Genomic DNA, 24934 nt, shown 5'->3' with positions numbered 1-24934 from the left:
ACGTCACATCTGACCAGATGTTCAGGTGTTGCCGACGGTGGCGGTCGCCACCAGGAACTCCGCGTCCAGTCGTACCGGCCACCCCGCCGGGCCGGTCATCTCCTCGACCTCGGTGAACATCTCCGCCGCGCGGGCCCCGCCGAGACCGGCCGCCGCGGCGGCGTGCACGGGCGAGTGGGCGAGCAGGAACGCCGTCATCGCCGCGGGGGAGTCGAAGTGCCACGGCAGTGTCCGGGTGACGACGCCGACGTCGGTGAAGGCGGCCAGGCGGTCGCGCACCATCTCGGGGCGGCCCCAGTCGAGCGGATCGGCGAGCCCGGGCGGGGCGGGGGAGTGCCGGCGCATGACGCGGGTCATCCGCCCCATGAAGCCGTCCGGGGTCCACGCGGTCAGGCCGAAGCGTCCGGCCGGGGTGAGTGCCCTGCGTACCTGGGCCAGGGCCACCGCTGGGCGCGGGGCGAAGATCAGGCCGAAGCTCGAGAGCACGATGTCGGCGCAGGTCGGGGGCAGGGGCAGGTCCTCCACGTCGGCCTCCAGCCACACGACGCCGGAACCCGCGGTCCGGCCCCGGCCGAGCGCGACCATCCGCGGGGACAGGTCGGTCGCGAGGACTGCGGCACCCCGCTCCCGCGCGAGGGCGGCGGCCGATCCCGTACCGGCCGCGACGTCGAGCACCTGGTCGTGTGGACCGGGCGCGAGTGCGTCGACGAGGTCGTGGGCGGCGGGTGCGAAGCGGTCCGCCAGGGCGGGGTAGTCGGCGTCGCCCCACATCCCGCGTACGGCGTCGGTGTACCCGGAGATGTCGTCCATGGGCGGACTGTAACGACAATCGTTCCCGACAGATAGGCGGTGTGCGTCCCGGGAACGCCCGGTCCGGGACCGCCGTACCGTCCGCGGCGCCCTGCACCGAGGAGAGGAACAGCAATGAGCCACCACGTCCTGGAGGCCGCCGGCGTCACCACGCCGGCGTCGATCGTCGAGAAGCTGCACGACGCGGAGCGTGCGAGCACCGCCTGCGCCTCGGCGATGGCTGCCACCGGAGGTATGGAGCGCGAGGTCCTGCTCGCCCTGGACTGTGCGGACCTGTGCTCGGCGGCGGCCCGGGTGCTGGGCCGTCGCACCGGGGACGAGGCGGTCGCGGAGGCCGCCGCGTCGGCCGCCGCCGTCGCCTGCGAGGCCAGCTCGGCCGCCTGCGGTTCGCACGCCGACCACCACGAGCACTGCCGGCTGCACGCCGAGGCCACCGCGGAGACGGCGGCCCTGCTGCGCGAGCACGCCGGAGCCTGACCGGCGCATCGCCGGGGCGCGGCCGTTGTCGGGGGGCGGGACGGGGTCAGACGGCCGGCACCGGCTCCGGGGGCACGGTCGTCCGCCCGTCGGCCAGGGCGAGTGTCCGGTCGGCGTCGGCGATCGTGACCGGGTCGTGGCTGACCAGGACGAGGGCGAGGCCGTCCTCCCGGCGGGCGTGGCCCAGCTCGTCGAGCAGCAGTCGCCGGTGCTCACCGTCCTGCGCCGAGGTCGGCTCGTCGGCCACCAGCACCGACGGCCGGGCCAGCAGTGCGCGCGCGACCGAGGCCCGCTGCAGCTGTCCGCCGGACAGTCCGCCCGGACGGCGGGCGACCGTCTCCCCGGGCAGCCCCAGCCGGTCGAGCAGAGCGAGTGCTTCGGTGTGGGCGTCCGCGTGGGAGGACCCGCGCAGCAGCACCGCGGGCCGGGCGACCTGGTCCAGGACCGAGCGGTGGTCCAGGAACGCCGACCGGCAGTCCTGGTGGACGTACTGCACCGTCCCGCGGCCGGGCTCCGTTCCGTCGACCAGTACCCGTCCGGAGTGCGGGACGAGTCCGGCGAGCGCACGGCCCAGTGTGGTCTTGCCCGCGCCGGACGGCCCGACGACGGCAAGGCACCGGCCCCGCTCCAGCGTCAGATCCACATCGGACAGCAGGGTCACCCCGGATCCCGTCCGGACCGTGAGGCCGCGCACCGCGAGCAGGGCAGCACCGACCCCGGCCGGCCGGCCCCGCGCCGGGGTGACCTCGGCCGGCGCCCCCGCCGGGCCACGGCGGACGACCCGGCCGCCGTGGAGCTCGAGCACCTCGACCGTGGGCCCGGCGGCGGCGATCCGGCGGATCGCGTCCAGGTCGTGGGTGAGCAGCACCAGCGCGGTGCCGGACCCGGCGAGGGTGCACAGCCGGTCGAGGACGGCACCACGGGTGACGGGGTCCAGGCCGGTGGTCGGCTCGTCGAGCACCACCGCACCGGGCCCGGTGACGAGCGTCTGGGCCAGCGCCATCCGCTGCTGCTGCCCGCCGGAGAGCTGGTGCGGGAAACGGCGCAGCAGCCCGGGTTCCGCGCCGAGCCCGGCCCGTTCCAGGGCGGAGGCCACCGCGGTGTCCCGGGCCGCCCGGTGCGCACGGCCGCGGCCGTGCGCGGTCGCGGCGAGTTCGTCGAGCACCGGTCCGGTCCGGCGCACCGGGTCCAGCACGACGCCCGGGTGCTGGGGCAGGTGGCCCACCCGTCCCGCGCGGGCCGTGCGGAGTCCGGCCGGGTCGTGGCCGAGCAGCTCGGTGCCGCCGGCGCGCACCGAGCCGGCCAGACCGATCCCGGGATTCGCCTCGCCGAGCAGAGCGAGTCCCAGGGTGGACTTGCCCGCCCCGGACGGCCCGACGACCGCGAGCACCGCGCCCGCGGCCAGCTCCAGGTCCACCCCGTCGAGCAGGACGGCGCCGTCCGCGGTGTGTGCGGACAGCCCCGCGGCCCGCAGGACCGGGGTCACGCTGACGCCCCCGTCCGGTCGGCGACCCGGTCGACGAGCAGGTTCGCACCGGCGGCCAGCGAGATCAGCAGGGACGCGGGCGCCAGCAGTGCGGCCGGGGCCAGGAAGAGCGACGCGGTGTTCTGCTCGATCACCACGGCCCAGTCGACGGTGTCCGGGGGCAGCCCGACGCCGAGGAAGTTCGCGCTCGCGAGCAGCGTCAGCACCAGGACGGCGCGTGTCCCGGCGTCGACGAGCACCGCTCCGGAGACGAACCGTCCGGTCTCCAGCAGGTGGATCCGCCACCACGGTTCGCCGGAGAGCGCCATCGTCTCCAGCGCGACCCGGCGGGCCGGGGCGGCGGCCGCGCCGCGGACGAGCCGGACCACCGCCGGGAGCTGGACGAGCGCGGCGGCGGCCAGTAGCCAGCCGATCCCGCGCCGCCCGGTCCCGGCGAGCACCAGCAGCACCAGCAGCGAGGGCAGGACCAGCAGGAGGTCCAGCACCCACTGGGACAGCGCAGCCATCCGGCGCCGGGTCGTGGCGGCGAGCGCGAGGCCGAGCGGCACACCGACCAGATAGGTCAGGGCGAGCGCCCCCGCGGTCAGCAGCACCACCGTCGTCCCGCCGGTGAGGGCGAGCCCGAGCACGTCGCGGCCCAGGGCGTCGGTCCCCAGCGGGTGGCCGGGGCCCGGGGGCAGCAGCGCCCCGGGCGACGGCAGGTCCCCGCGCAGCGCCGGCGCGAGCAGCGGCCCGGCCAGGGCGAGGAGGAGCGGGACGCCGACCAGGAGCAGGGCGAGCACGGTCACGGGGCCTCCTCGCGGGTGGGTGTGAGCCGTGCGGCCACGACGTCGACGACGAGGTTGACCCCGATCGTCGTGGCCGCGAACAGCAGCGCGTACCCCTGGATCATCGGCAGGTCGCGCAACTGCACGGCCTGCACGAAGCCGGCGCCGACGCCGGGCAGCGCGAACAGCGCCTCGACCACCACGACGCCGCCGAGCATCCCGTCCACGACCCGGGCCAGCTGCTGCAGCGACGGCGACACCGCGCCGGGCAGTACGTGCCGGGTCAGGACCACACCCTCGGGCAGCCCGAGTCGCCGCAGGTGCGCGACGTGCGGTGACCGGTCGGTCTGCACCACGCCCAGCCGGATCTGCCGGGACAGCCGGCCGAGCTGCGAGGACACCAGCACCGCGACCGGGAGCACCAGGACCGCCGGCGTGAGCAGCGAGCCGCCGCCCGCCGTGGCCGGCAGCCAGCCGAGCTGCAGCGAGAACACCCCGACCAGCAGCAGGCCGAGCGCGAACTCCGGTGCCGCCTGCAGCGCGGCGACGACGCCGGTGGAGGCCCGGTCACCGGCACCGCCGGGCCGGCGCCCGGCGACCACGCCGACCGCGACCGCGAGCGGAACCGTCACCAGCAGGGCGAGGCCGCCGAGCAGGGCCGTGGCGCCGAGCCGGTCGACGAGCTCGCCGACGACCGGTCGACCGGTCACCAGGGAGTCGCCCAGGTCGCCCCGCAGCAGGCCGCCCGCCCAGCCGCCGAGGCGTTCGAGCGGCGGCCGGTCGGTCCCCAGCGTGGTCCGCAGCCGTTCGACCTGGTCGTCGGTCGCGTCCGGGCCGAGCACGATCTCGGCGGTGTCCCCGGGCAGCAGAGTCGTGAGGGTGAACACCAGCAGCGAGGCGGCGACCAGCTGCACCGCGGCCACCCCGGCCCGGCGGGCGGCACGCGCACCGCGGGCCGGGGCGGCCGGGGGCCGGGCGGGGGCGGTGGTGCTCACCCGGCGGCGGCCTTGTCGAAACGGGCCCAGAGCAGGCTGTTCGGGCGGGCGTTCTCGACGCCCGTCACGCCGTCGGCGATCCCGACGTTCCAGTTGCTGGTGCCCCAGACCAGCGCACCCGAGTCGGCGCGCAGGGTGGTCTGGATCCGCTCCAGGAGGGTGGTCCGTGCGGCCTCGTCGGGCGTCGCGACCGCGGCGGCGTAGAGCCGGTCGATCTCCGGTTCGCGGTAGCCGGTGTACTGGTTCTCGTTGGATCCGGTGAGCCGCCGCCGTCCGATGTAGTCGGGGATCGGCAGGGTGCCGGTCCGGGTGAACGACGAGACCCCCTCCTGCCGGACGGTCACGAAGTAGGTCTGCGAGTCCAGGGTCCGCGGGGTGGCGCGCAACCCGATCTCGGTCAGCTGCTCGGCGACGAGCGTCGCGGCCGGACCGAAGTTGGCGTCGCTGCCCGAGGTCTGCAGCTCGACGGCGACGTTCTCCGCGCCCGCCTCGCGGAGCAGGGCGCGGGCGCGGGCGACGTCCCGGGTGACCTGGGGGACCCCGGTGGGGAAGTACTGCAGGTCGGGCCCGCCGAACAGGTCGTTGCCGGGGCGCCCGGTGTCGAGCAGCACGATCCGGACCAGTGCCTCGCGATCGATGCCGATCCGGACGGCCTCGCGCACCCGCGGGTCGGAGAACGGGGGCCGGTCGACCCGCAGGTTGAGGAACTGGGTGGTCGACTGCGGGGCCGAGAGCAGTACGGCGCGCCCGGCCTGCTGCTCGACCTGGCGGGCGCTGGCGGGCCGCAGGTCGTGGGCGTAGGCGACCTGCCCGGACAGCAGTGCACCCAGGCGGGCCTGTTCGTCGTCGATGGGGGTGAACTCCAGCTCCGGGGCGGGCGGTGCTCCGTCCCAGTAGGCGTCGTTGCGGGCGTAGACGGCGGGACCGCCCGGCTCGAACGAGACGAACCGGAACGGCCCGGTGCCGATCGGGTTCCCGAAGGACGTGGTGCCGGCCGGGACGATCTCGGTTCCCGGGGCTCCCAGCGACAGCGGGAACAGGAAGTTCGGGGCCGAGAGCACGATCTCGGCGTCCCGCCCGCGTGCGGTGCTCGCGGTGTGGTCGACCGTGGCGAACAGCGAGGCCGCGGTCGCGGAGGTCGCGTCGTCGGCGAGTCGGCGCAGTGTGAACAGGACGTCCTCGCCGGTCAGCGGCCTGCCGTCGTGCCAGGTGGTGTCGCGCAGCCGGATCCGCCAGCGGGTGCCGGTCGCATCGGGCCCGATCGACTCGGCCAGCCGCGGCTGCGCGGTCATCTGCTGCGACCAGCCGGTGAGGGTGTCGAAGCAGGCCCTGGCCCGGGCCTGGTCGACGAACTGCGGGACGACGTGCGGGTCGAGGGACTCGCGCGTGCCCCCACCGGGGAAGGCGACGCGCATCCGCGCACCACCCCCGCCCGTCCCGCCGCCGCACGCGGCGAGGGCGGGGGCGGCGGCGAGCGCGGCGGCGGCGCCCAGGAGATGACGACGGCTGACCGGCACGGTGGTTCCTCAGGGGGTGGGGACGGGACGGGGTTCGAGCCGGCCGGTGCGCTGCATCCCGGCGACGACCGCGCCGCCCGCGACGCCGATCGCGAGCAGGACGGCGAACGGGACCCAGCGGCCGGGGCCGTCGGGGAAGCGGTCGAGCAGCTCACCGACGGCGGTGTTGGTGATCGCGACGACGACGGCGGAGACGAGGTAGTACCAGCCGTAGTAGGTGCCGGCGAGCTGCTCGCTGCCCACCCGGGGCAGCAGCGACAGCGAGAACGGGCTGGTCATCGCCATCCCCACGGTGAACACGACGGTGCCGACCAGGACGGGGGCGACGGCGAGCAGCCCGGCCGAGGTCCACTCCCCGGCGGGTGCGGTGGGGACGAACGGGGCGGCCACGCCGATCGGGACGAAGCCGGCGCCCATCAGCAGCAGGCCGACGGCCATCGACCGGCCCTCGGACCAGCGGGCCCGGCACCACGCGGTGATCCGGACCTGCCCGGCGATCCCCACCAGGGTGGAGACGACGAACACCGCGCTCACGGCCCCCGCGACCCCGGACACCCGCTGGGCCTCGACAGGCAGCACCAGGTAGAGCTGGTTGAACAGCGCGAAGTAGCCCGCGCCCCCGAGTGCGAACAGCATGAAGCGCCGGTTCGACACGACCTCCCCCCAGCTGCCCAGCACGCCGCGGTCCTGCGGCTCGACCGGCCGCGCGGGCAGGACGAACAGCTGGGCGACGGTGAGCACGGTGAACACCGCGCACGCGACGCCGGCGACCAGTCGGAAGTCCACGGCCAGCAGCGCGGCGCCGAGCAGCGGGCCGGCCAGCGCGCCGGCGTGCCCGAAGACGTTGAAGACCGAGAACACCTCGGCGCGCCGGTCCCCGGCCTCGTGCATCAGGTAGGCCCGGACCGCCGGGTTGAAGAACGCCCCGGCGAGCCCGGTGAGGACGGCGGCGACGATCAGCCCGGGCAGGTCGTCCACGACGACGAACAGCCCGAACGCGACAATCCGCAGCGCGCAGCCGAGGATGATCATGGGCCGGCAGCCGATCCGGTCCGCGGCCGACCCGCCGACCAGGAACATGCCCTGCTGCGAGAGGTTCCGCAGCGCCAGGACCAGACCGATGGTCGCGGCGGCGTAGCCGAGGCTGCCCATGTACGTCGCCAGGAACGGCAGCACCAGGTAGAAGCCCAGGTTGATGCCGAACTGGTTCACGACCAGCATCCGGCTCGGCACGGTCAGCCCACCGAACGCGCGCAGCACGTCATTCCCCCCGAAGTCACATGATCACTTGAACGGGACCACGGATGAGCGGGAGTTTCAAGACAGATGGCTGCATCTGCATCGTTATGGCAACAAGGAGACTGCCCGGGAAGTCAGCCGATCCGGGCCCGGTGGAACCGGGCCCAGGTCCCGGTGTCCGGCCGCGCGGGTTCGATCCCGGTGAGGTCGGCCGAGATCCCGACGTGCTCGTCCCCGACCGACCAGGCGGTGGCGTCGGTGCGCAGCAGGAGCTGGGCGCGGCGCAGGGCGTCGGTCCGGCGGGCCTCGTCCGGTGCCCGGGCGGCGACGGCGAGCAGCGCCCGCACGTCGGGGCGGCCCCCCGCGGCATCCCCGCTCCCGGTGGCACCGCCGGTCCCTGGACCGGCCGCGTCGTCGGTCGCGGTGTCGTCGCCGGTGTCGCCCGCGGTGTCGTCCCCGGGGACCCGGGGTGCCGCGGCCACGGCCTGCAGGTAGAGCGGGATCGGCTGCGCCGCGGCACGGCGGAACCGGATGCCCGGGGTCGGCTCGACGTCCGGCGGCTCCGGCTCACGCGGCTCGCACCGCAGCCCGACCGCCGCCAGCTGCTCCACGACGAGGTCGGCGGTCGGCCGCGACATCGGGTCGAACGGGTCGAAGAACAGCGGCACCCGCGCCCCGTCCGCCCCCGCCGCGACGACCAGCTCCCGGGCCCGCGCGACGTCGCGCACCACCGGCGCGAGCCCGTCCGGGTGGTGGGCCAGCCCCGCCCCGAACAGGTCGTCACCGGGTTGCGCGAGGTCCAGCAGGATCTGGCGCACCAGCTCCACCCGGTCGATCCCGAGCCGCACCGCCTCGCGCAGTCGCGGTTCGGCGAGCGGGCCGGGCCCGGTGTCGAGGAAGCGGGTCACCGAGCCCGGTGCGGACAGCACGGTCGTCCCGGTCCGCCCGAGCAGCCGTCGTGCGCTGTGCGGGAACAGGTCGTGTGCCCAGTGCACGTAGCCGTCCACCAGGGACTGGTAGCGGTTCTCCTCGTCGTCGTCGACCAGGAACTCCACCGCGGGGGCGGGCGGGCGGCCGGCCCAGTGGCCGTCGTGCCGGTAGAGGGCGTCCGGCGAGCCGGGCAGGAAGCGGAACGCGCCGGTCCCGACGGGCACGTCCCCCCGCCCGCCGCGCACGATGCCGGTTCCCGGCGCGGCCAGGGCCAGGGCGAACAGGAAGTCGGGTCGGCCCAGCACGAGCTCCACCTCGGTCGCCGACACCGCGCGGCTGGCGGTCAGGTCCAGGTGCGCGAGCAGCGGCGCGGCCGTCGCCCCGGTCGCGGGGTCGAGTACCCGGCGCAGCGACGCGAGCACGTCGGCCGGGGCCAGCGGCCGCCCGTCGTGGGCGACGGCGTCGCGCAACCGGATCCGCCACCGCGTCCCCGTCCGGTCGGGTGCCGCGGAGGCCGCCAGGTGCGGACGCGGGGTCATGTCCTGGTCCCACACCAGCAGCGTGTCGGCGACGGCGGCGGCCCGCGCCCGGTCCACCGGCCGCCACACCCGGTGCGGGTCGGGTGCCCCGAGCGGGCCGGCCCCGGCGAACGAGGTGACCAGCCGCGGCGACGCCGCGTCGGCCGGCGCGCCGCACGCCGCGAGAGCCGGGATCCCCGCGAGCGCCGCGGACGCACCGGCGGCCCGCAGGAACGAACGACGGCTCAGCTGCACGACACCAGGGTGCCGGGTCGGGTGACGGTTAGGGTCGCCGGGATGGACCTCCTCGCGATCTCCGGCAGCCCGTCCGACCCGTCGAAGACCGCGCTGCTGCTGGAACTGGCGGTGGCCAGGGCGGCCGCGCACGACGATGTGTCGGCTGAGCTGCTCGCCCTGCGCGACCACGACGTCGTCTTCTCCGACGGCCGCGACCCCGCCGACTACACCGGCGACACCCGCGCGGTGATCGACCGGGTCGTCGCGGCGGACGCGCTCGTCGTCGGCACCCCGATGTACCGCGGCAGCTACACCGGCCGGCTGAAGAACCTGTTCGACGTGCTCCCCAACGACGCACTGGCGGGCAAGCCCGTCGGGCTCGTCGCGACGGGGGGCACCGACCACCACTTCCTCGCGGTCGAGCACGAGCTCAAGCCGCTCGTCGGGTTCTTCCGGGCCTGGGCGGTCCCCGGCGCGGTGTACGCGAACAACACCCACTTCGACGGCGGCGCGCTCGTCGACGACGGCGTCCGCGACCGGCTCGACGCGCTGACCGACGCCGTGGTCACGTTCGCACGGCGGATGCCCCGCGACGCCGCGGGCGCGGCCGCCCCGGACATCCCGCGCCGGTCGCTGCGCGAGGGCTGAGCACCGCTCAGGACAGGGCGTGCCCCAGCTCGCCCGCCCCGGCGAGCAGCTCGTCGGCGTCCCGGGCGACCAGCACGTGGTCGAGGACCTCCTCGTACTCGCCCATGGCGCAGGACGCCTGGTCCCAGTAGCGGCGCTGCTCCGGGGTGATCCACCCGACCCGGTACGCGCGGCGGGCGAGGCGGCGCAGCTCGTCGGTCCCGGGCGGGAGGCCGTTGGACCGGCCGTCCCCGACGAACAGGACGGCGGTCCGGGAGTCGACGGCGTCGGCGAAGTCCTCGTTCAGGATCCGGAGCACCCGCCCGTAGTCGCTGGTGGCGTCCAGGTCGATGCCGGGCGCCGCGAGCACAGCGGCCAGTGCGTGGTCGTCGTGCGCGGCCATCAGCAGGTCGGTGACCTCGACCGGGGTGTCGACGTAGGCGAGCACCCGGCAGCGGAACGCCTGCCGGTGCAGGGTGCGGGCGAGCCGGAGCACGAACGCGGTGATCGACCGCACCGACAGCGACACGTCCGCGACGACCAGCAGCCGCACCCGGTCGGGGACCTTCGCGCGGTGGTGCAGGTGGAACGGGACGCCGTCGCTGCGCATGCTGCGCCGGACCGTGTGCCGCACGTCGAGCGGACCGTGCGCGTGCTCGCGGGGCACCCGGCGCGGCGCGCCGCGCATCCGGTGCAGCAGCTCGTGGCAGGCCTGTGCCATGTCCGCGGAGTCCAGCGTGTTCCCGCCGGCCCCGGTCTCCGGGCCCTCGGCCCCGGTGGTCGCGACCCGCTCGGCCAGCTGGGCGACGAAGTCGGTGATCGCGTCGACGAGCCGGTCGAGCTGGATCTCCGAGAGGTCCTCGCCGTCGGGGCCGTCGGCGTAGACGGCGTGCGGGTCGTACTCCGCGAGCCAGGCCAGGATCGCCTCCGGGTCGTCGAAGGCGATCTCACCCGACGCCTGCGTGGTGGACCCCGAGGTGAGCTCGCGGCCGACCGCGGCCCCGGCGCGTTCGAGGTCGACGGTGTAGGTCGTGCCGCGCCGGCCCCGGTCCTCGCCGGAGGAGACCGACAGGTCCTTGTCCGAGCCGCCCAGCGAGGCGTCGTCGTCGTCGCGGTGGGGGTCGAACCCCTTCTCCTGCTCCGGCGCGTCGAGCAGGTCGCCCACCTCGGCGGCGCTCGGGTCGTAGCCGGCGTAGCGGCCCAGCGGGTCGTCGTCCTCGGTGAGGTCCAGGTCCCCGGGCAGGCCGTCGCCGCCGGGCTCGCGCAGGGCGGGCCCCGAGCCGCCGGCCGCGCCGGGACCGTCCCCGGCGACGAGGCCGAAGAACGCGTCGAAGGCACGCTCGAACCCGGGCCGCTCGTGGGCGTACTTCACCGTCACGGCGCGCAGCCCTGCGCGCAGCCGCCCGGTGTCCGCCGCGCCGAGCAGCGCCAGCACCCGGCGGACCTCGATCGCCTCCGCGGGGGACACCGCCACCCGCTGCGACCGCAGCACCCGGGTGAACGCGGCGGCCAGCACCGACAGCAGCCGCGTGCCGGGGTCGCCGGACGCGGACGCCGTCATCGCCGCATCCGCCGGGCCCGGTCGGCCTCGGCGCGCGTCGCACCGGAGCTCGCCCGGCCCTTCCCGAAGGCGCCGGAGGTGGTGTCGGCGGGCCGGGAGGACCGGCGGACCCAGCCCTCGTCGCTCGCGACGTCCACCTCGGCCGCCGGCTCGCCCTCGTCGAGACGGCGCACGGCGAGCTCGCGGTCCGAGCCGTACTTGAGCAGCGCGGACAGCAGCGCCGAGCGCACCTTCTCGACCTCGCCGGTGGTGGCGAGCCCGAGCACGGCCGCGGCGCGGGCGGCGTCGATGACCTCCGAGATCGACGGGGACTTGCGCAGCGGGAACCCCCGCAGCCTGCGGGCCAGCTCCACGACGTCGGCGACGACGTCGGCGGCCACCTCGGGCGCCCGCCGGGACACGATCTCGGTCTCGCGCTCGGGGGTCGGGAAGTCGACCTGGTAGTGCAGGCAGCGGCGCTTGAGGGCGGGGGAGAGCTCCCGGGTGTCGTTGGAGGTCAGCACCACCCACGGGGTGGAGCGCGCGGTGAAGGTGCCGATCTCGGGCACGGTGACCTGCCGCTCTGCCAGCACCTCGAGCAGCAGGGCCTCCATCGACTCCTCGGTGCGGTCGACCTCGTCGACGAGCAGCACCACCGGGTCGTCGGACAGGACCGCCTCGAGCAGCGGGCGGGCGGAGAGGAAGTACTCGGTGTAGAGCCCGGTGTCCTGCTCCTGGAGCCGCGCGGTGGCCTCGGCCATCGTCGTGGTCCCCGACAGCAGCTCCCCGATCCGGTCGCGGAGCATCTGGACGTGCATCAGCTGCTTGCCGTAGTCCCACTCGTAGAGGGCGCGGCCGTCGTCGAGGCCCTCGTAGCACTGGAGCCGGACCAGCCGGCGCCCGCTCGCCGCGGCCAGGGACTTCGCCAGCTCGGTCTTGCCGACGCCGGCGGGGCCCTCCAGCAGCAGCGGGCGTTCGAGTGCCGTGGCGAGGTGCACCACCACGGCGAACCCGGGGTCGATGACGTAGTCCTGACCGGACAGCGCCTCGGTGAGCGCCTCCGCGCTCTCGAAGGCCGGCGGGCCGGACGCCGCGCCGCCGGACCGTGCCTTGCCGAACTCCGTGCTGTCGGACACCGTTCTCCTCGACTGCTGAGCCGCACGCAGCGGTGCGGCGGACGGACGGCCGCCGCCGCGCCCGGGGGCTGATCCGGGCGCGACGGCGGGTGGGCGGTACGTCCTAGTAGGACTTGTTGAACGCGTGGTCCACCATCGGGACCAGCGCCTCGACCGTGCACTCGCGGGGGTTGCCCGGGGTGCAGTAGTCGCCCATCATGTGCTCCGCGATCCGGTGGACGGTGTCGCCGTCGGTGGGGATCGTGTCGCCGACACCGGAGTACTTGCCGGTGTTCATCCGGTTCTTGTCGTAGCTGTCGGACCGCAGCGCGCCGAAGTTGTCCGGGATCCCGACGTCCTTGGAGAGTCGGATGGCCTCCTCGACCGCGGCGTCCGCGGCCTGCACGGTCGTCATGTTGCGGGTGTCCACACCGAGCGCGGTGGCGATCTTCGCGTAGCGCTCGTAGCGCGACGGCAGGTTGTACTCCCACACACGCGGCAGGGCGATGGCGTTGTTCAGGCCGTGGTGGGTGTCGAAGAACGCCGAGACCGCGTGCGACGCGGAGTGCACCAGGCCGAGGCCGCCGGAGTTGAACGCCTGGGCCGCGATGTACTGCGCGTGCATCATCTTCGACCGCGCCTCGAGGTTGCGCGGCTCGTACACCGCCTCGCGCAGGTAGCGCCCGACGAGCTCGATCGAGTAGATCGCGTTCCCCAGCGAGGGCTCGAAGTCCAGCCGCGAGACGTACGGCTCGGACCCGTGGGCGAGGACGTCGAACCCGCAGAAGGCGGTGAAGTGCTGCGGGCAGCTGTAGTAGAGCAGCGGGTCGTCCAGCGCCAGGGTGGCGACCACGGCGTCGTCGAACCCGACCCACTTCTTCGGGTTGTCCATGTCGCTGGTGTTGGTGATGACGTACGCCCACGAGGTCTCGGACCCGGTGCCTGCGGTGGTGGAGACCGCGATGTGCTTCGGGTTCTCCATGTTCGTGGACTTCGAGAAGCCCTCGAACTCGTTGATGTTGCGGCCGTCGTGGGCGATGACGACGCGGGCGCCCTTGGCGGCGTCGTGCGAGGAGCCGCCGCCGATCGAGATGATGCCGTCGCACTTCTCGCTCGTGTAGAGCGCGGCGGCGTCCATGCAGTTGTAGTCCTTGGGGTTGGACTCGACCTGGTCGTAGACGACCACGTCGACGCCCTGGTACTCGACCTTGCCCTTGAGCTCCTCCACGATCCCGGAGCCGCGCAGGCCCGAGGTGACGAACAGGGCGCGGGTCATCCCCATGTTCTTCGCCTCGACGCCGAGGATGTCGTGGGCGCCGACGCCCAGCAGGGCTCGCGGGAACGGGTGGAACTCCTTGATCGGGAAGTCCCAGATCTGGTTGAGCTCGATGGCCATGACTCTCCTCGACGGCTTCGTCGGCTGACGGACGAGCACAACCTTGGTTGTTGCGAAGTACTGGCAACAGCTACAGATGGGTACCTGACCACCCGGTCGTTCGCCGGGGCAGGTCCACCCTCCGTCCGGAGGGGTCACCGGCGTGGGGCGGAGGCCTCGAGGTGGGTGCCGACCGGGGTGAAACCGCTGCGCCGGTACCAGTCCCGCGGCCAGTCGGCGGCGTCCGCGCCCAGCGCGAGCAGGTCGCAACCGTGCTCGGCGGCGAGCTCGCGGGAGCGGGCCAGCAGCGCCCGGCCGTGCCCGCGGCCGCGGTGGGCCGGATCGGTCTCCACGGCGTCGAGCCAGGCCGTGGCCCCGTCGCGACGCAGCGTCGCGGCCGCCACCACCCGGTCGTCGGCGACGACGGCGAGGCGGTGCAGGGCCAGTACCCGGTCGTCGCCGGTGTCGCGGTCGACCAGCTGGTCGAGGTCCCCGGGTCCGGCGCCGGGGAGGTCCCGGGCCCAGCAGGCGCGCCGGAACCCGCGGAGCTCGTGGTGGTCCAGCTCGGTGACCGCCGCCGCGCCGGCACCCGTGGCCGCGCCGGTCGCGGTGGGGGCGGTCATGGCCTCGTTCGCCGAGACCGACCACCCGGCGGCGCGGAGGCCGTCGGCGAGCTCGTCCGCCCCCGGGCCCCACAGCAGCGCCCCCGGGTGCAGGCCGTGCGCGGTGAGCGCCCGGTCGGCCTCGGCGACCACGGTGGCCGGGTCGGTGCGGTCCGGTCGGCCGAGCAGCAGCTGGTTGTGCATCCGCGACACCGGCCAGGCGTCGGTCCGGACCGCGACGCCGCCGGTCACCGGTTCCTCCGCGGTCGCGCCGCGCCGCAGCATCGACGGCTCGAACCCCATCGCTCGCGCCGCCGCGCCGGGGTCGGGGACCTCCGGTGCGGCGAAGCCGTCCGGGCCGGGGCGGTAGGGCAGCACCATCAGCACCGCCGACGCCGGCACCGCCCCGTAGGCGTGCGGGAACCGCATCGACGCCGGGTCGGTCGGCACCCCCGGCTCCCACCGGACGTCGACCCCGGCGACGTCGATCCGGGCCGGGTCGAGGACGAGCAGGGCCAGGTCGGTCCGGCCCGCGAACAGGCGTTGCGCGGGCAGGGCGACCTGGTCGGGCGTCGACAGGTGCACGAACCCGACCTCGTCCAGGGAGGAGGGCGCCACGGCTCCGGTGCCGAGCCACCTCCGCCACTCACCAGGGGTGCACAGGTGCAGCAGGACCGTCCCGACCGTCATGGGAGACAGCCTGCACGCCCGTCCGATCGGACGGGCGTGGACATCGAGTATTGATTTCCGGCACCGGGTGCCAATAGCGTCCGATCTGCTGCCACCGCCGGCCGGCGGGGCGGTTCACCACCTCTCTCGCCGAGAGTCGGATCCAGCGGAGGTTGCGCATGAGCGAGCACCAGAACGAGGACGCCCTGACCGAGGAGACCCTCGTCGAGGAGGTCTCCATCGACGGCATGTGCGGTGTCTACTAAGCCCCTCGACACCACGGTTCCGGACGGCGCCGCGGGGGCCTTCGACCCCGCGGCGCCGTACCGGCTCAGCGAGAGCGTCTCGCTGCGTCCGGAGCCCTTCGGCGCCCTGGTGTACGACTTCGTGACCCGCAAGCTCTCCTTCCTCAAGACGCCCCAGCTGGTCTCGGTCGTGCGCGACCTGGAGAACCAGCCGGACGCCCGCTCGGCGGTCCGTGCCGCCGGCGTCGAGGAGCCCCAGCACGACGCCTACCTGCGTGCCCTCGCCGGACTGCTGAAGTCCCGCACGATCGTCGCCCGCTAGTCCCGCCCGCCCCGCCGACCACCACAGTGAGGTGCCCGTGAAGCTGGTCGACCACTTCCAGTACGGCCTGAACTCGCCCATCTGCCTGACCTGGGAGCTCACCTACGCGTGCAACCTCGCGTGCGTGCACTGCCTGTCCAGCTCCGGGCGGCGTGACCCGCGCGAGCTGAGCACCGCCGAGGCCAAGGCCGTCATCGACGAGCTGCAGCGCATGCAGGTCTTCTACATCAACATCGGCGGTGGCGAGCCGACCGTGCGCCCGGACTTCTGGGAGCTGCTGGACTACGCCATCGCCCACGACGTCGGCGTCAAGTTCTCCACCAACGGCGTCAAGCTCGACAAGCAGCGGGCCGCGCAGCTCGCCGCGACCGACTACGTCGACATCCAGATCTCGATGGACGGCGCGACGGCCGAGGTCAACGACTACGTCCGTGGCCCGGGCTCGTTCGACACCGCGATCACCGCGCTGGAGAACCTCGCCGAGGCCGGGTTCAAGCATCCCAAGATCTCGGTCGTGATGACCCGGGAGAACGTCGACCAGCTCGACGAGTTCAAGGCCATCGCCGACAAGTACGGCGCCCAGCTGCGCATCACCCGGCTGCGCCCGTCCGGTCGCGGTGCCGACGTCTGGGACGAGCTGCACCCGACCCAGGCCCAGCAGAAGCAGCTCTACGACTGGCTGGTCGCGCACGGCGACCAGGTCCTGACCGGTGACTCGTTCTTCCACCTGTCCGCCTACGGCGAGGCCCTGCCCGGGCTGAACCTGTGCGGCGCGGGCCGCGTGGTCTGCCTGATCGACCCGGTGGGTGACGTCTACGCCTGCCCGTTCGCCATCCACGAGAACTTCCTGGCCGGCAACGTCCGCGACGAGGGCGGCTTCAAGGAGGTGTGGGAGCACTCCGAGCTTTTCACCGAGCTGCGCCAGCCGCAGACCGGCGGGGCGTGCGCGTCGTGCCCGCACTACGACACCTGCCAGGGCGGGTGCATGGCCGCGAAGTTCTTCACCGGCCTGCCGCTCGACGGCCCGGACCCGGAGTGCGTGCAGGGCTACGGCGAGGCGATGCTGGCCGCGCGCGACGGCGGGACGGTCATCCCGAAGTCCGACGTCGACCACTCGCGCTCCGCGCCGCGCAACACCCGTGCGCCGAAGCAGCCGACGATGCTCTCGCTCACCCCGCCGCCGCGCCGGCCGGACCGGGCCTGCGACGAGAACCCGCTCGCCGGGTTCGCGCCGGACGCCGTGCCCGTGGCGCAGCCGGTCGCCGGGAGCTGACCACGGACCTGTTGCTGACGGGGCCCGTCGACCTGCGTGGTCGGCGGGCCCCGTCGCGTGTGCTGTTCGGGCCGCACGAGACCAACCTCGGCGACGCCGCACGCGGGATCACGGCCGACCACGTCGCCTACTACGCGGCGCGGGCCGCCGGGGGTGCGGGGATCGTCGTGGTCGAGCCGGCGTCGGTGCACGCCTCGGACCACCCCTACGCCTACGCCCCCGCCGCGTTCCCCGCCGCGTCGCCCGTCCCTGCCGTGTCGCCCGGTCCTGCCGCGTCGTCCGGCCCGGCAGCGGCGTCGGGGCGCGTCGAGATGCAGCTCAGCGGGAGTCGTGGATCTTCCGGGCCCGCTGAGCTGCATCTCGGCGACCGGGACGGCGCGCGGGTGCCCGCCGCGGCCGGGTGGGCGGCGGTCGTCGCGGCGTGCCGGCCGCACGGGACGCTCGTGCTGGCCGGGCTCGCGCACGCCGGTGGGCAGGGCAGCTCCGCGCACTCCGGGCACCCGCTGTGGGCGCCGTCGCCGGTCCCGGACGTCGTGTCCCGCGAGGTCCCGGTCGCGATGGGGTCCGCGGAGATCGGCGCCGTGGTCCGCGGCTTCGCCGACGCCGCCCGCGCGGCTGTGGACAGCGGTGTGGACGGTGTGGAGATCTCCGCCGGGCAGCACTCGGTGCTGCGCCAGTTCTGCTCCGGCCTGACCAACCACCGCGACGACGCGTACGGCCGCGACCGCACCCTGCTGCTGCGCGAGGTCCTCGACGCCGTGCGGGCGGCGATCGGGCCGGACCCCCTGCTGGCACTGCGCCTGTGCGTCGACGAGCTCGCCCCCTGGGCCGGTATCACCCCCGGCGACGGCCTCGCCCTCGCCCGGTCCGTCGCCGACCGGGTGGACCTGCTCGTCCCCGTCGTCGGGAGCGCGCTGTCGGTCGCCGCGACCCGGCCGGACCTGCACACGCCCGAGGCGTTCCTGCGGGCCCGGTGCGGCGAGCTGCGGCGTGCCCTCGGCGGCGCGACGACGGTCGTCCTGGCCGGCAGCGTCGTCACCCCGGCCCTCGCCGACGACGCCCTGAGCAGCGGCGACGCGGATATCGTCGAGATGACGAGAGCGCAGGTCGCGGACCCGCGGCTCGTCGCGCTGACCCGGGCCGGGACGCCGGAGCGCATCCGGCCGTGCCTGCTGACGAACGCCCTCGCCGCGGCCCGCGACCCGCGCAACCCCGTGGTCGGGGACGAGCTGGAACCGCGGTCGGGGCACGAACGGACCGACCCGGACCCGGACCCGGACCCGGACCCGGACGCGGAGCCGGAGGCGGAGCCGGAGCCGGTTCCGCCGCGTTCCGCGGAACGTGGTCCGGACGCTGCGGCGGGCCCCGGACACCTCGATGCGGAACGAGCGCTGCGTTCCGCGGAACGCGGCGCAGGGGCGCGACGGCCGGTGCTCGTCGTCGGCGGCGGGCCCGCGGGGCTGGAGGCGGCCCGGACGCTGGCGCTGCGCGGGCACCCGGTGACGCTGCACGAGCGCACCGACCGGCTCGGCGGTCTGCTGCCCGCGGCCGCGGTGCTGCCCGGCCGGGACCGGCTCGCGCTGCCGGTCCCGTGGTGGGCCGCGGAGCTCGACCGGCTCGGCGTCGACGTGCGGCTGGGGTCGGAGGTGGACCCCGCGGTGCTCGGCGCCGCCCGGGCACGGGGGGAGGCGGTGGTGCTCGCGACCGGGTCCCGGCCGTCGCCGCCGGTGGTCGACGCGGACGTCCCGGTGCTCACCGCGGCGGAACTCTGCGTGGGGGTGGCGCGGTCAGCCCGTGTCGTCGTCCCGGCCGCCGCCGGGCGCGGTGTCGGTGCGGCTGAGGGCGTCGGCGATCCCGGCGCGGACCGCGCGACGCACCACGTGGTGGAGGACGTAGAAGAACGCGAACGCGATCACCAGCCAGAACAGGACGACGACGACCGCCGTGGCGGGCACCGTAACGCAGTCGTCGCGGTGCTCGCCGCCGCGCGCGTTCCGCGGAACGCGCCGGTGCTCGTCGCCGACCCCCTCGGGGACTGGACCGGGCCGGGGGTCGCGGAGCTGCTCGCCGGCGCCGGGTACCGGGTGGTGCTGTCCACCCCGGACGCCGTCGCCGGACACCAGCTCGGCCGCTGCGGAGACATGGCCGCGGCGAACGCGCGGCTGGAACGGGCCGGTGTCCGGCGGGCGTTGTTCACCCGGCCGGGAGCGGTGCGCGGCGGTGTCGCGGAGCTGGTGGACGTCCACACCGCTGCGGTGACGACGGTGCCGTGCGCGGCCGTCGTCGACTGTGGACCGCGACTGCCGCAGGACACGCTCCCGGCGCTGCCCGGCTGTCACCTCGCGGGGGACCGGGTCGCGCCGCGGACGCTCGCCGAGGCGGTGCGGGAGGGGCGGCGGGCCGCGTTCGCCCTCGCGGACGCCGACGCGACGGCGGGGGGCACGGCCCGCGCCGTGACCGGGCTGGATCCCGGACCCGGCCCGGTGGTCCTGCCCGGATCCGGGGCACGTGACACGGTCGGGGCCGGTGGGGCCGCGTCGCCGCCCACGGCCGCCGCGTCCCCGGGGCCCGCGCTCCCCGCGCCCGTGTCCGAGGGGGCGGAGGTCCCGCGGCCCCGGCTCGGCGACCCCCTGCGCCTCGGCCGCGCCATGTTGCGCAACCGGATCGTCTTCACCGCCCACCTCACCGGCTTCGCCGAGAACGGCATGCCGACCGACCGGCACACCGCCTACTACGCGGCCCGTGCCGCGGGCGGCGCCGCACTGGTGATCACCGAGGAGCACGCCGTCCGCCCCGGCGACCGGCCCTACGAGCGGCTGATCCGTGGCCACGACCCGGCCGTGCTGCCCGGCTACCGCGCCCTCACCGACGCGGTGCACGCCCACGGCGCCCTCGTGCTCGCCCAGCTCAACCACAACGGCGCGCAGGGGTCGGGGATGTACTCGCGTACGGCCGTCGTCGGGCCCTCGCCGGTGCCCGACCCGATGTTCCGCGAGGTCCCCGCCGAGCTCGACGCGGCCGGGATCGGCGCGATCGTCGACGCCTTCGCCGACGTCGCCGCACGCTGCGTCGAGGGTGGGTTCGACGGCGTCGAGCTGCAGTGCTCGCACGCCTCGCTGCTGCGGCTGTTCCTGTCCCCGGCCACCAACCGTCGCACCGACGCCTGGGGGCGAGACCGGGCGAAGCTGGTGCTCGACGTCGTCGCCGCCGTCCGCGCGGCGATCGGCCCGGACCCGGTGCTGGGCCTGCGGATCGGCGTCGACGAGCGCATCGAGGGCGGCATCACCCCCGCCGACGGCGCCGACCTCGCCCGCCGTCTCGCCGCGACCGGTCAGGTGGACCACCTGAACACCTCGATCGGCGTCGCCACCTCGACGCTGCACCTGATCGAGCCGTCCATGCACACCCCGCCGGGCTACGCCGGGCACCTCGCGGCGACCCTGCGCCGCGCCGTCCGTGCCGCCGGGGCGGACCTCCCGGTGATCGGGGTCGGCCGGTTCACCACGCCCGCCGAGGCCGCCGCGGCGCTGGACCGCGGGGAGTGCGACCTCGTCGGCGTCGCCCGCGGGCAGATCGCCGACCCCGGCTTCGCGAACAAGGCCCTCACCGGACGCCCGGTACGCCGGTGCGTCGGGTGCAACCAGGACTGCATCGGCCGGGTCGGGCTGAACCTGCCGCTGGGCTGCGCGGTCGACCCGGCCGCCGGGCGCGAACGGCTCGTCCCGCCCACCCGGGCCGCCGGTCCCGGCGCGGGGCGGGTGCTCGTCGTCGGGGCCGGGCCGGCCGGGCTCGCCGCGGCCGCCGCGCTCGCCGGGCGCGGGCACCGGGTGCTGCTCGCCGAACGCGCCGGCACCCCCGGTGGACGGCTCGCCCTCGCGGCGACCGCGCCCGGGCGGGCCGAGCTCGGCCACGTCGTCGCCGACCTGCTGCGCGAGGCGCACGCGGCCGGGGCCGAGATCCGGTACGGCACGACCGTCGACCGCGGGTTCGTCGAGGAGCTGGACCCCGCGGCTGTCGTCGTCGCCACCGGGTCGGTGCCCGCCGTCCCGTCGTGGGACCCGGAGCGGTTGACCGTCCCCGTCGACGACGTGCTGGCCGGGGTGCGCCTGCCTCCGGGCCCGGTGCTCGTCGTCGACGAGCTCGGGTTCCACCAGGCCACCTCGGTCGCCGAGCTGCTCGCCGCCCGCGGGCACGCCGTCGAGGTCGTCACCCCCGCGCTGGTCGTCGGGCAGGACCTCGGGCTCACCCTGGACCGCGAGGGGTTCCGCCGCCGCGCGCACGCCGCCGGGATCCGCTGCCGCACCGACCTCGCCGTGCTGGGGGTGCTGCGCAGGGGTGAGCAGAGCCGTGGTGAGCAGAGCTGCGCCGAGCCCGACTGCACCGTGGAGCTCCTGCACCACCCGACCGGCCGCACCGAGCGGCGCGACGTCGGCGCCGTCGTCGCGGCGACGGCCACCGTCCCCGCCACCCGCCTGTGGTCCGCGCTGGCCGGCGGGCCGTGGCCGGTGCACCGGATCGGCGACGCGCTGGCCCCGCGCCGGTTCGACGCCGCGATCCGTGAGGGCCGCCTCGTCGACCTCGCGCCGACCGCGCCGCGCCGGACCGGGGCCCGAGCGGGCAGGCTGGGGCCGTGCTCCTCGCGGATCTGACCTGGCCCGACCTCGACCCGGCCGCGGCGTACACGCTGCTCGTGCCGGTCGGCTCCACCGAGCAGCACGGCCCGCACCTGCCGCTGGGCACCGACACCGCCGTGGCGTCGGCGGTCGCGTCGGCGCTGCACGACGCCGACCCGGGGCTCGTCCTCGCCCCCGCCCTGCCCTACGGCGCCGCCGGTGAGCACGAGGGCTTCCCCGGCACCGTGTCGATCGGGGAGGACGCGCTGCGCACCGTCCTCGTCGAGTACGGCCGCTCGGCGTGCCGGTGGGCCTCGCGGCTGGTGCTGCTCAACGGGCACGGCGGCAACGTCGCCGCGCTCCGCTCGGCGGTGACCCAGCTGCGCCACGAGGGCCGCGACGCCGGCTGGCTGTCCTGCGTCGCCGACGTCCCCGGGGTGCCGCTGGACGCGCACGCCGGGCGCTACGAGACCTCGCTGCTCGCCCACCTGCATCCCGGCCTGGTCCGCACCGACCGCGCCGAGGCGGGCGACACCCGGCCGCTGCGCGAGGTCATCGGGGAGCTGCGGGCCGGGGGGATCGCCGCGGTCAGCCCGAACGGCGTGCTCGGTGACCCGGCCGGCGCGTCGGCCGGGGAGGGGCTGCGGCTGCTCGCGGCGATCACGGCGACGGCGTCCGCGGCGGTCACCGCGTGGGACCCCGACCCCGGCACCGGACGCCTCCGCCCGCCGCCGGCGTAGCGCGGGGTCACGCCGCGGGGTGCACCAGCAGGGGCACGAGCTGCTCGGCCGTGGTGAACGAGCCGTGCTGGCCGGGCAGCGTGGACAGGAACGGCTCCGCCTCGCTCCGGACCACCGCCGCCGTCCCGTGCAGCGCGGCGACGACGTCGCCGACCCGGTCGAGCACCCGGTCGGTGACCGGTCCGAACCAGCCCCGGGCCACCGCCTCCTCCCGGCTGACGACGGCGGCGTCGTCGCCGAGCACCGCCTGCCAGGCTGCCAGCGCGTCGGCCGCGGCCCCGGGCTCGGTGTAGACGTGCCGGGCGCGCGGGTCCCCGCCGAGCAGCGCCACGCCGTCGGACAGCGCCGGGGTGGTGTCGGCGTCGACGGTCCGATCGACGGTGACCATGCCGTGGTCGCCGGTGACCGCCAGCAGTGTCCCCGCGGGCAGTGCCTCCAGCAGCATCGCGAGCAGCGCGTCGACCTGGCGCAGCTGCCAGCGCCACGCCGGGCTCCCGGGGCCGTACAGGTGGCCGACCTTGTCCAGGTCGGCGTGGTAGCCGTAGACGAGCCGCGGGCCGGGGCCCTCCACCCCGGCGAGGATCTCCACGGCCAGGTCGCCCAGCGCGGCGACCCCGCGGTACTCGCCGCCGCGCAGCCCCGACCGGGTCAGCCCGGAGATCCGGAACTCCGACGGTGACACCGACCGGACCGCGACGCCCGCCGCCGCGGCCCGCTCCAGCACGGTCGGCTCCGGCTGCACCCGCTCCGGGACGAGCCGCTCCCGCAGGTCCCGGCGGCCCGAGGACCAGCCCAGCGCGTCGAGCAGCTCGCCGTCGACGCGGAACCGCAGCCCGAGGGTGCCGTGCGCGCCCGGCGGCAGCCCGGTGCCGAGCGAGGTCAGGCTGATCGGGGTGGTCGAGGGGAACCCGACGGTGAGCGGTCCGGCGTCGGCGAGCCCGGCCAGCACCGGCGCGTCGGCGGCGTGGGCGTGCAGCAGCTCGTGGCCCAGCCCGTCGACGAGCAGCAGCACCGCCGCCCCTGCCCGCGGGAGCCCGAACGCGGCCGGCCGGTCGTCGAGCGGGGCGCCGATCGCGTGCAGCAGCGCGGGGAGGACGTCGGCCAGCGTCGCCGAGCCGTAGCGGGGGAGGACCTCGGGCATGCTCCGGAGTCTGCCCGGCGGGACCCGTGCGGACCACGCCGATCGGGCAGGTGCGGGTGTCGACCCGCGACGGCCGGGGATGGAAGGCTCCCGCAGGTGACCGCCGCCCGGACCGACCCCGACCGTCCCTCCGCCACGACCCCCTCGGGCCCGGCGGACCGGCGGCTCCCGGACGGCTTCCGGGTGGTGCTCGACCGTCGCACCCGGCGGCTCGACGGCGGCGCGGCGCTGCTCGGTGGCGCCCCGCCCCGGCTGGTGCACCTGTCCGCGCGGGCCCGCGCGCTGCTGCCCGCCCCCGGACGGCCGCTGGTCGTCACCGGTCCCACCGAGCGGTCCCTGGCCCGCACCCTGCTCGACGCCGGGCTCGCCCACCCCGTCCCCGATTCCCCGGCCGGGATCACCGCGGCCGAGGTCACCGTCGTCGTCCCGGTGAAGGACCGGCCGCTGGACCGGCTCCTCGCCGCGCTGGCCGGGACCGGGGTGGCCGGCCCGGTCGTCGTCGACGACGGGTCCGTCGACCCGGCACCGCTGCGCCGTGCCGTCGAGCGGGCCGGGGGGACGGTCCTGCGGCACGCCACCCCGCGCGGCCCGGCGGCCGCCCGGAACGCCGGCCTCGCCGTCGCGACCACCCCGTTCGTGGTGTTCCTCGACTCCGACGTCGTCCCCGAACCCGGTTGGCTGCCCCCGCTGCTCGCCCACCTCGCCGACCCGGCGGTCGGTCTCGTCGCGCCGCGGATCGTGGCGTCGGAGCCGGAGCGGGGCGGCGGGCTGCGCGGGGCGGTCGGGCGCTACGAGGCGGTGCGGTCGTCGCTGGACCTGGGGCCCGACCCGGCGCTGATCGTGCCGCGGTCCCGTGTCGCCTACGTGCCGAGCGCGGCGATGCTCGTCCGGGTGTCGGCGGTCGGGCCGGTCGCGTTCGACCCGGGGATGCACGTCGCCGAGGACGTCGACCTCGTCCTGCGCCTGCACGCGGCCGGCTGGGCGATGCGCTTCGAACCCGTGGCGCGGGTCGCGCACGACCACCGCACCCGGCCGGGGGAGTGGCTGCGGCGCAAGGCGTTCTACGGCACCGGGGCGGCGCCGCTGGCGCGCAGGCACCCCGGCGCGGTGCCGCCGGTGATCCTCTCCCCCTGGACGGCGGCGGTCTGCCTGCTCCTGCTGGCCCAGCGTCGGGGGGCGACGGCGCTCGCCGCCGTCGTCACCGGGGTCGCGACCGAGCGGCTGTCCCGGAAGCTGCCCCGGCTCGACCACCCGCGGCGCGGTGCGGCCCTGCTCACCGCGCTCGGCCTGTCCGGGGCGCTGTGGCAGACGGCGTCGGCGCTGACCCGGCACTTCTGGCCGGTCGCCGCGCTCGCCTGTCTGGTGTCGCGCCGGGCCCGCCGCGCGGTCGTCGCGGCGGCGCTGGCGGAGGGGCTGACCGACTGGTGGCGCCACCGCGACCGCGACCCGCGGGTCCGGACCGGGCCGCTGCTGCACCTGCTCGCGCACCGGCTCGACGACCTCGCCTACGGCGCCGGTCTGTGGTGGGGGGCCGTCGAGCACCGGACCTCCGCCCCGCTGCGGCCGACCGGTCCTGGCGCGCGACGCTGACGCAGGTTAGGCTTCCCTGACCTTCGGTGTCGTACCACTCCGTCAGGACTGGTCTGAACGGGTGATTCGTGTTGCGTCGCGGATCCGATTCTGAGGGCGGCTCTCG

General features: G+C 75.9%; 20 protein-coding genes. 8 read left to right on the top strand and 12 right to left on the bottom strand.

Annotated features, from left to right (window positions below; translation table 11 throughout):
• Positions 1-21 precede the first annotated feature (21 nt).
• Positions 22-810: a class I SAM-dependent methyltransferase gene (locus tag ATL51_RS13935; protein ID WP_100878824.1), complete on the bottom strand. Its 789-nt coding sequence runs from the start codon at positions 808-810 to the stop codon at positions 22-24.
• Positions 811-924: 114 nt separating this feature from the next.
• Here ATL51_RS13935 and ATL51_RS13930 point away from each other — a divergent pair, with 114 nt between their 5' ends.
• Entirely contained in the window at positions 925-1287 is a 363-nt protein-coding gene (locus ATL51_RS13930; protein ID WP_100878823.1) for a four-helix bundle copper-binding protein, read from the top strand.
• 46 nt (positions 1288-1333) lie between these two features.
• On the opposite strand, the gene ATL51_RS13925 is transcribed toward ATL51_RS13930, so the two are convergent.
• From ATL51_RS13925 to ATL51_RS13905, 6 genes are all read right to left on the bottom strand, one after another.
• The gene (locus tag ATL51_RS13925) at positions 1334-2773 is read right to left on the bottom strand and encodes an ABC transporter ATP-binding protein (RefSeq protein WP_100878822.1); all 1440 of its coding nucleotides are present in this window, start codon (positions 2771-2773) and stop codon (positions 1334-1336) included.
• Positions 2770-3561: an ABC transporter permease subunit gene (locus tag ATL51_RS13920; RefSeq protein ID WP_301549022.1), complete on the bottom strand. Its 792-nt coding sequence runs from the start codon at positions 3559-3561 to the stop codon at positions 2770-2772. The genes ATL51_RS13925 and ATL51_RS13920 overlap by 4 nt, the downstream gene beginning before the upstream one ends.
• The gene (locus ATL51_RS13915) at positions 3558-4535 is read right to left on the bottom strand and encodes an ABC transporter permease (RefSeq protein ID WP_301549021.1); all 978 of its coding nucleotides are present in this window, start codon (positions 4533-4535) and stop codon (positions 3558-3560) included. The genes ATL51_RS13920 and ATL51_RS13915 overlap by 4 nt, the downstream gene beginning before the upstream one ends.
• Positions 4532-6052, bottom strand: coding sequence for an ABC transporter substrate-binding protein (locus ATL51_RS29005; protein WP_322789679.1), 1521 nt, complete (start codon positions 6050-6052; stop codon positions 4532-4534). The genes ATL51_RS13915 and ATL51_RS29005 overlap by 4 nt, the downstream gene beginning before the upstream one ends.
• A gap of 9 nt (positions 6053-6061) precedes the next feature.
• On the bottom strand, positions 6062-7312 hold the full coding sequence (locus ATL51_RS29000) for an MFS transporter (protein ID WP_208622984.1): 1251 nt from the start codon (positions 7310-7312) through the stop codon (positions 6062-6064).
• Positions 7313-7425: 113 nt separating this feature from the next.
• Positions 7426-8994, bottom strand: coding sequence for an ABC transporter substrate-binding protein (locus ATL51_RS13905; protein WP_100878821.1), 1569 nt, complete (start codon positions 8992-8994; stop codon positions 7426-7428).
• A gap of 42 nt (positions 8995-9036) precedes the next feature.
• On the opposite strand from ATL51_RS13905, the gene ATL51_RS13900 reads away from it, so the two are divergent.
• Positions 9037-9624 carry an NADPH-dependent FMN reductase gene (locus ATL51_RS13900; RefSeq protein ID WP_073576623.1) on the top strand — a complete coding sequence of 196 codons (588 nt, stop codon included), beginning with the start codon at positions 9037-9039 and terminating at the stop codon, positions 9622-9624.
• Between the two features lie 7 nt (positions 9625-9631).
• Here the strand turns inward: ATL51_RS13900 and madC are convergent, their stop codons facing one another.
• From madC to ATL51_RS13880, 4 genes are all read right to left on the bottom strand, one after another.
• The gene (gene madC / locus ATL51_RS13895; protein ID WP_100878820.1) at positions 9632-11164 is read right to left on the bottom strand and encodes a MadC family VWA domain-containing protein; all 1533 of its coding nucleotides are present in this window, start codon (positions 11162-11164) and stop codon (positions 9632-9634) included.
• Positions 11161-12279 (bottom strand): MadB family AAA-type ATPase, encoded by a 1119-nt coding sequence (locus ATL51_RS13890; RefSeq protein WP_208622983.1) that lies wholly within the window; start codon positions 12277-12279, stop codon positions 11161-11163. The genes madC and ATL51_RS13890 overlap by 4 nt, the downstream gene beginning before the upstream one ends.
• Before the next feature lie 103 nt (positions 12280-12382).
• Positions 12383-13654 carry an NDMA-dependent methanol dehydrogenase gene (gene mdo, locus ATL51_RS13885; RefSeq protein WP_100878819.1) on the bottom strand — a complete coding sequence of 424 codons (1272 nt, stop codon included), beginning with the start codon at positions 13652-13654 and terminating at the stop codon, positions 12383-12385.
• 134 nt (positions 13655-13788) lie between these two features.
• Positions 13789-14925, bottom strand: coding sequence for a GNAT family N-acetyltransferase (locus ATL51_RS13880; RefSeq protein ID WP_100878818.1), 1137 nt, complete (start codon positions 14923-14925; stop codon positions 13789-13791).
• 158 nt (positions 14926-15083) lie between these two features.
• Here ATL51_RS13880 and mftA point away from each other — a divergent pair, with 158 nt between their 5' ends.
• The 5 genes from mftA to mftE are packed head-to-tail and all read left to right on the top strand — an operon-like array spanning position 15084 to position 22097.
• Entirely contained in the window at positions 15084-15170 is an 87-nt protein-coding gene (gene mftA, locus ATL51_RS13875; protein ID WP_060710386.1) for a mycofactocin precursor MftA, read from the top strand.
• A complete protein-coding gene (gene mftB / locus ATL51_RS13870) occupies positions 15160-15471 on the top strand; it encodes a mycofactocin biosynthesis chaperone MftB (RefSeq protein ID WP_062398180.1) in 312 nt (103 codons plus the stop codon). Before mftA ends, mftB begins: the two co-directional genes overlap by 11 nt.
• 37 nt (positions 15472-15508) lie before the next feature.
• Positions 15509-16744: a mycofactocin radical SAM maturase gene (gene mftC / locus ATL51_RS13865; RefSeq protein WP_100878817.1), complete on the top strand. Its 1236-nt coding sequence runs from the start codon at positions 15509-15511 to the stop codon at positions 16742-16744.
• 11 nt (positions 16745-16755) lie between these two features.
• The gene (locus ATL51_RS29400; protein WP_301549020.1) at positions 16756-21393 is read left to right on the top strand and encodes an oxidoreductase; all 4638 of its coding nucleotides are present in this window, start codon (positions 16756-16758) and stop codon (positions 21391-21393) included.
• Positions 21375-22097, top strand: coding sequence for a mycofactocin biosynthesis peptidyl-dipeptidase MftE (gene mftE / locus ATL51_RS13850; RefSeq protein WP_100878816.1), 723 nt, complete (start codon positions 21375-21377; stop codon positions 22095-22097). Before ATL51_RS29400 ends, mftE begins: the two co-directional genes overlap by 19 nt.
• Positions 22098-22104: 7 nt before the next feature.
• Here mftE and ATL51_RS13845 read toward each other — a convergent pair whose 3' ends face one another.
• Positions 22105-23238, bottom strand: a complete 1134-nt coding sequence (locus ATL51_RS13845; RefSeq protein WP_100878815.1) for an alkaline phosphatase family protein — start codon at positions 23236-23238, stop codon at positions 22105-22107.
• A 96-nt stretch (positions 23239-23334) separates the two neighbouring features.
• Here ATL51_RS13845 and mftF point away from each other — a divergent pair, with 96 nt between their 5' ends.
• A complete protein-coding gene (gene mftF, locus ATL51_RS13840; protein ID WP_100878814.1) occupies positions 23335-24828 on the top strand; it encodes a mycofactocin biosynthesis glycosyltransferase MftF in 1494 nt (497 codons plus the stop codon).
• Positions 24829-24934 lie beyond the last annotated feature (106 nt).

It is taken from the genome of Pseudonocardia alni (assembly GCF_002813375.1).
Lineage (GTDB): Bacteria > Actinomycetota > Actinomycetes > Mycobacteriales > Pseudonocardiaceae > Pseudonocardia > Pseudonocardia alni.
The sequence above is the reverse complement of the archived record's forward strand: the minus strand, read 5'-3'. Positions and strand labels throughout refer to the sequence as shown.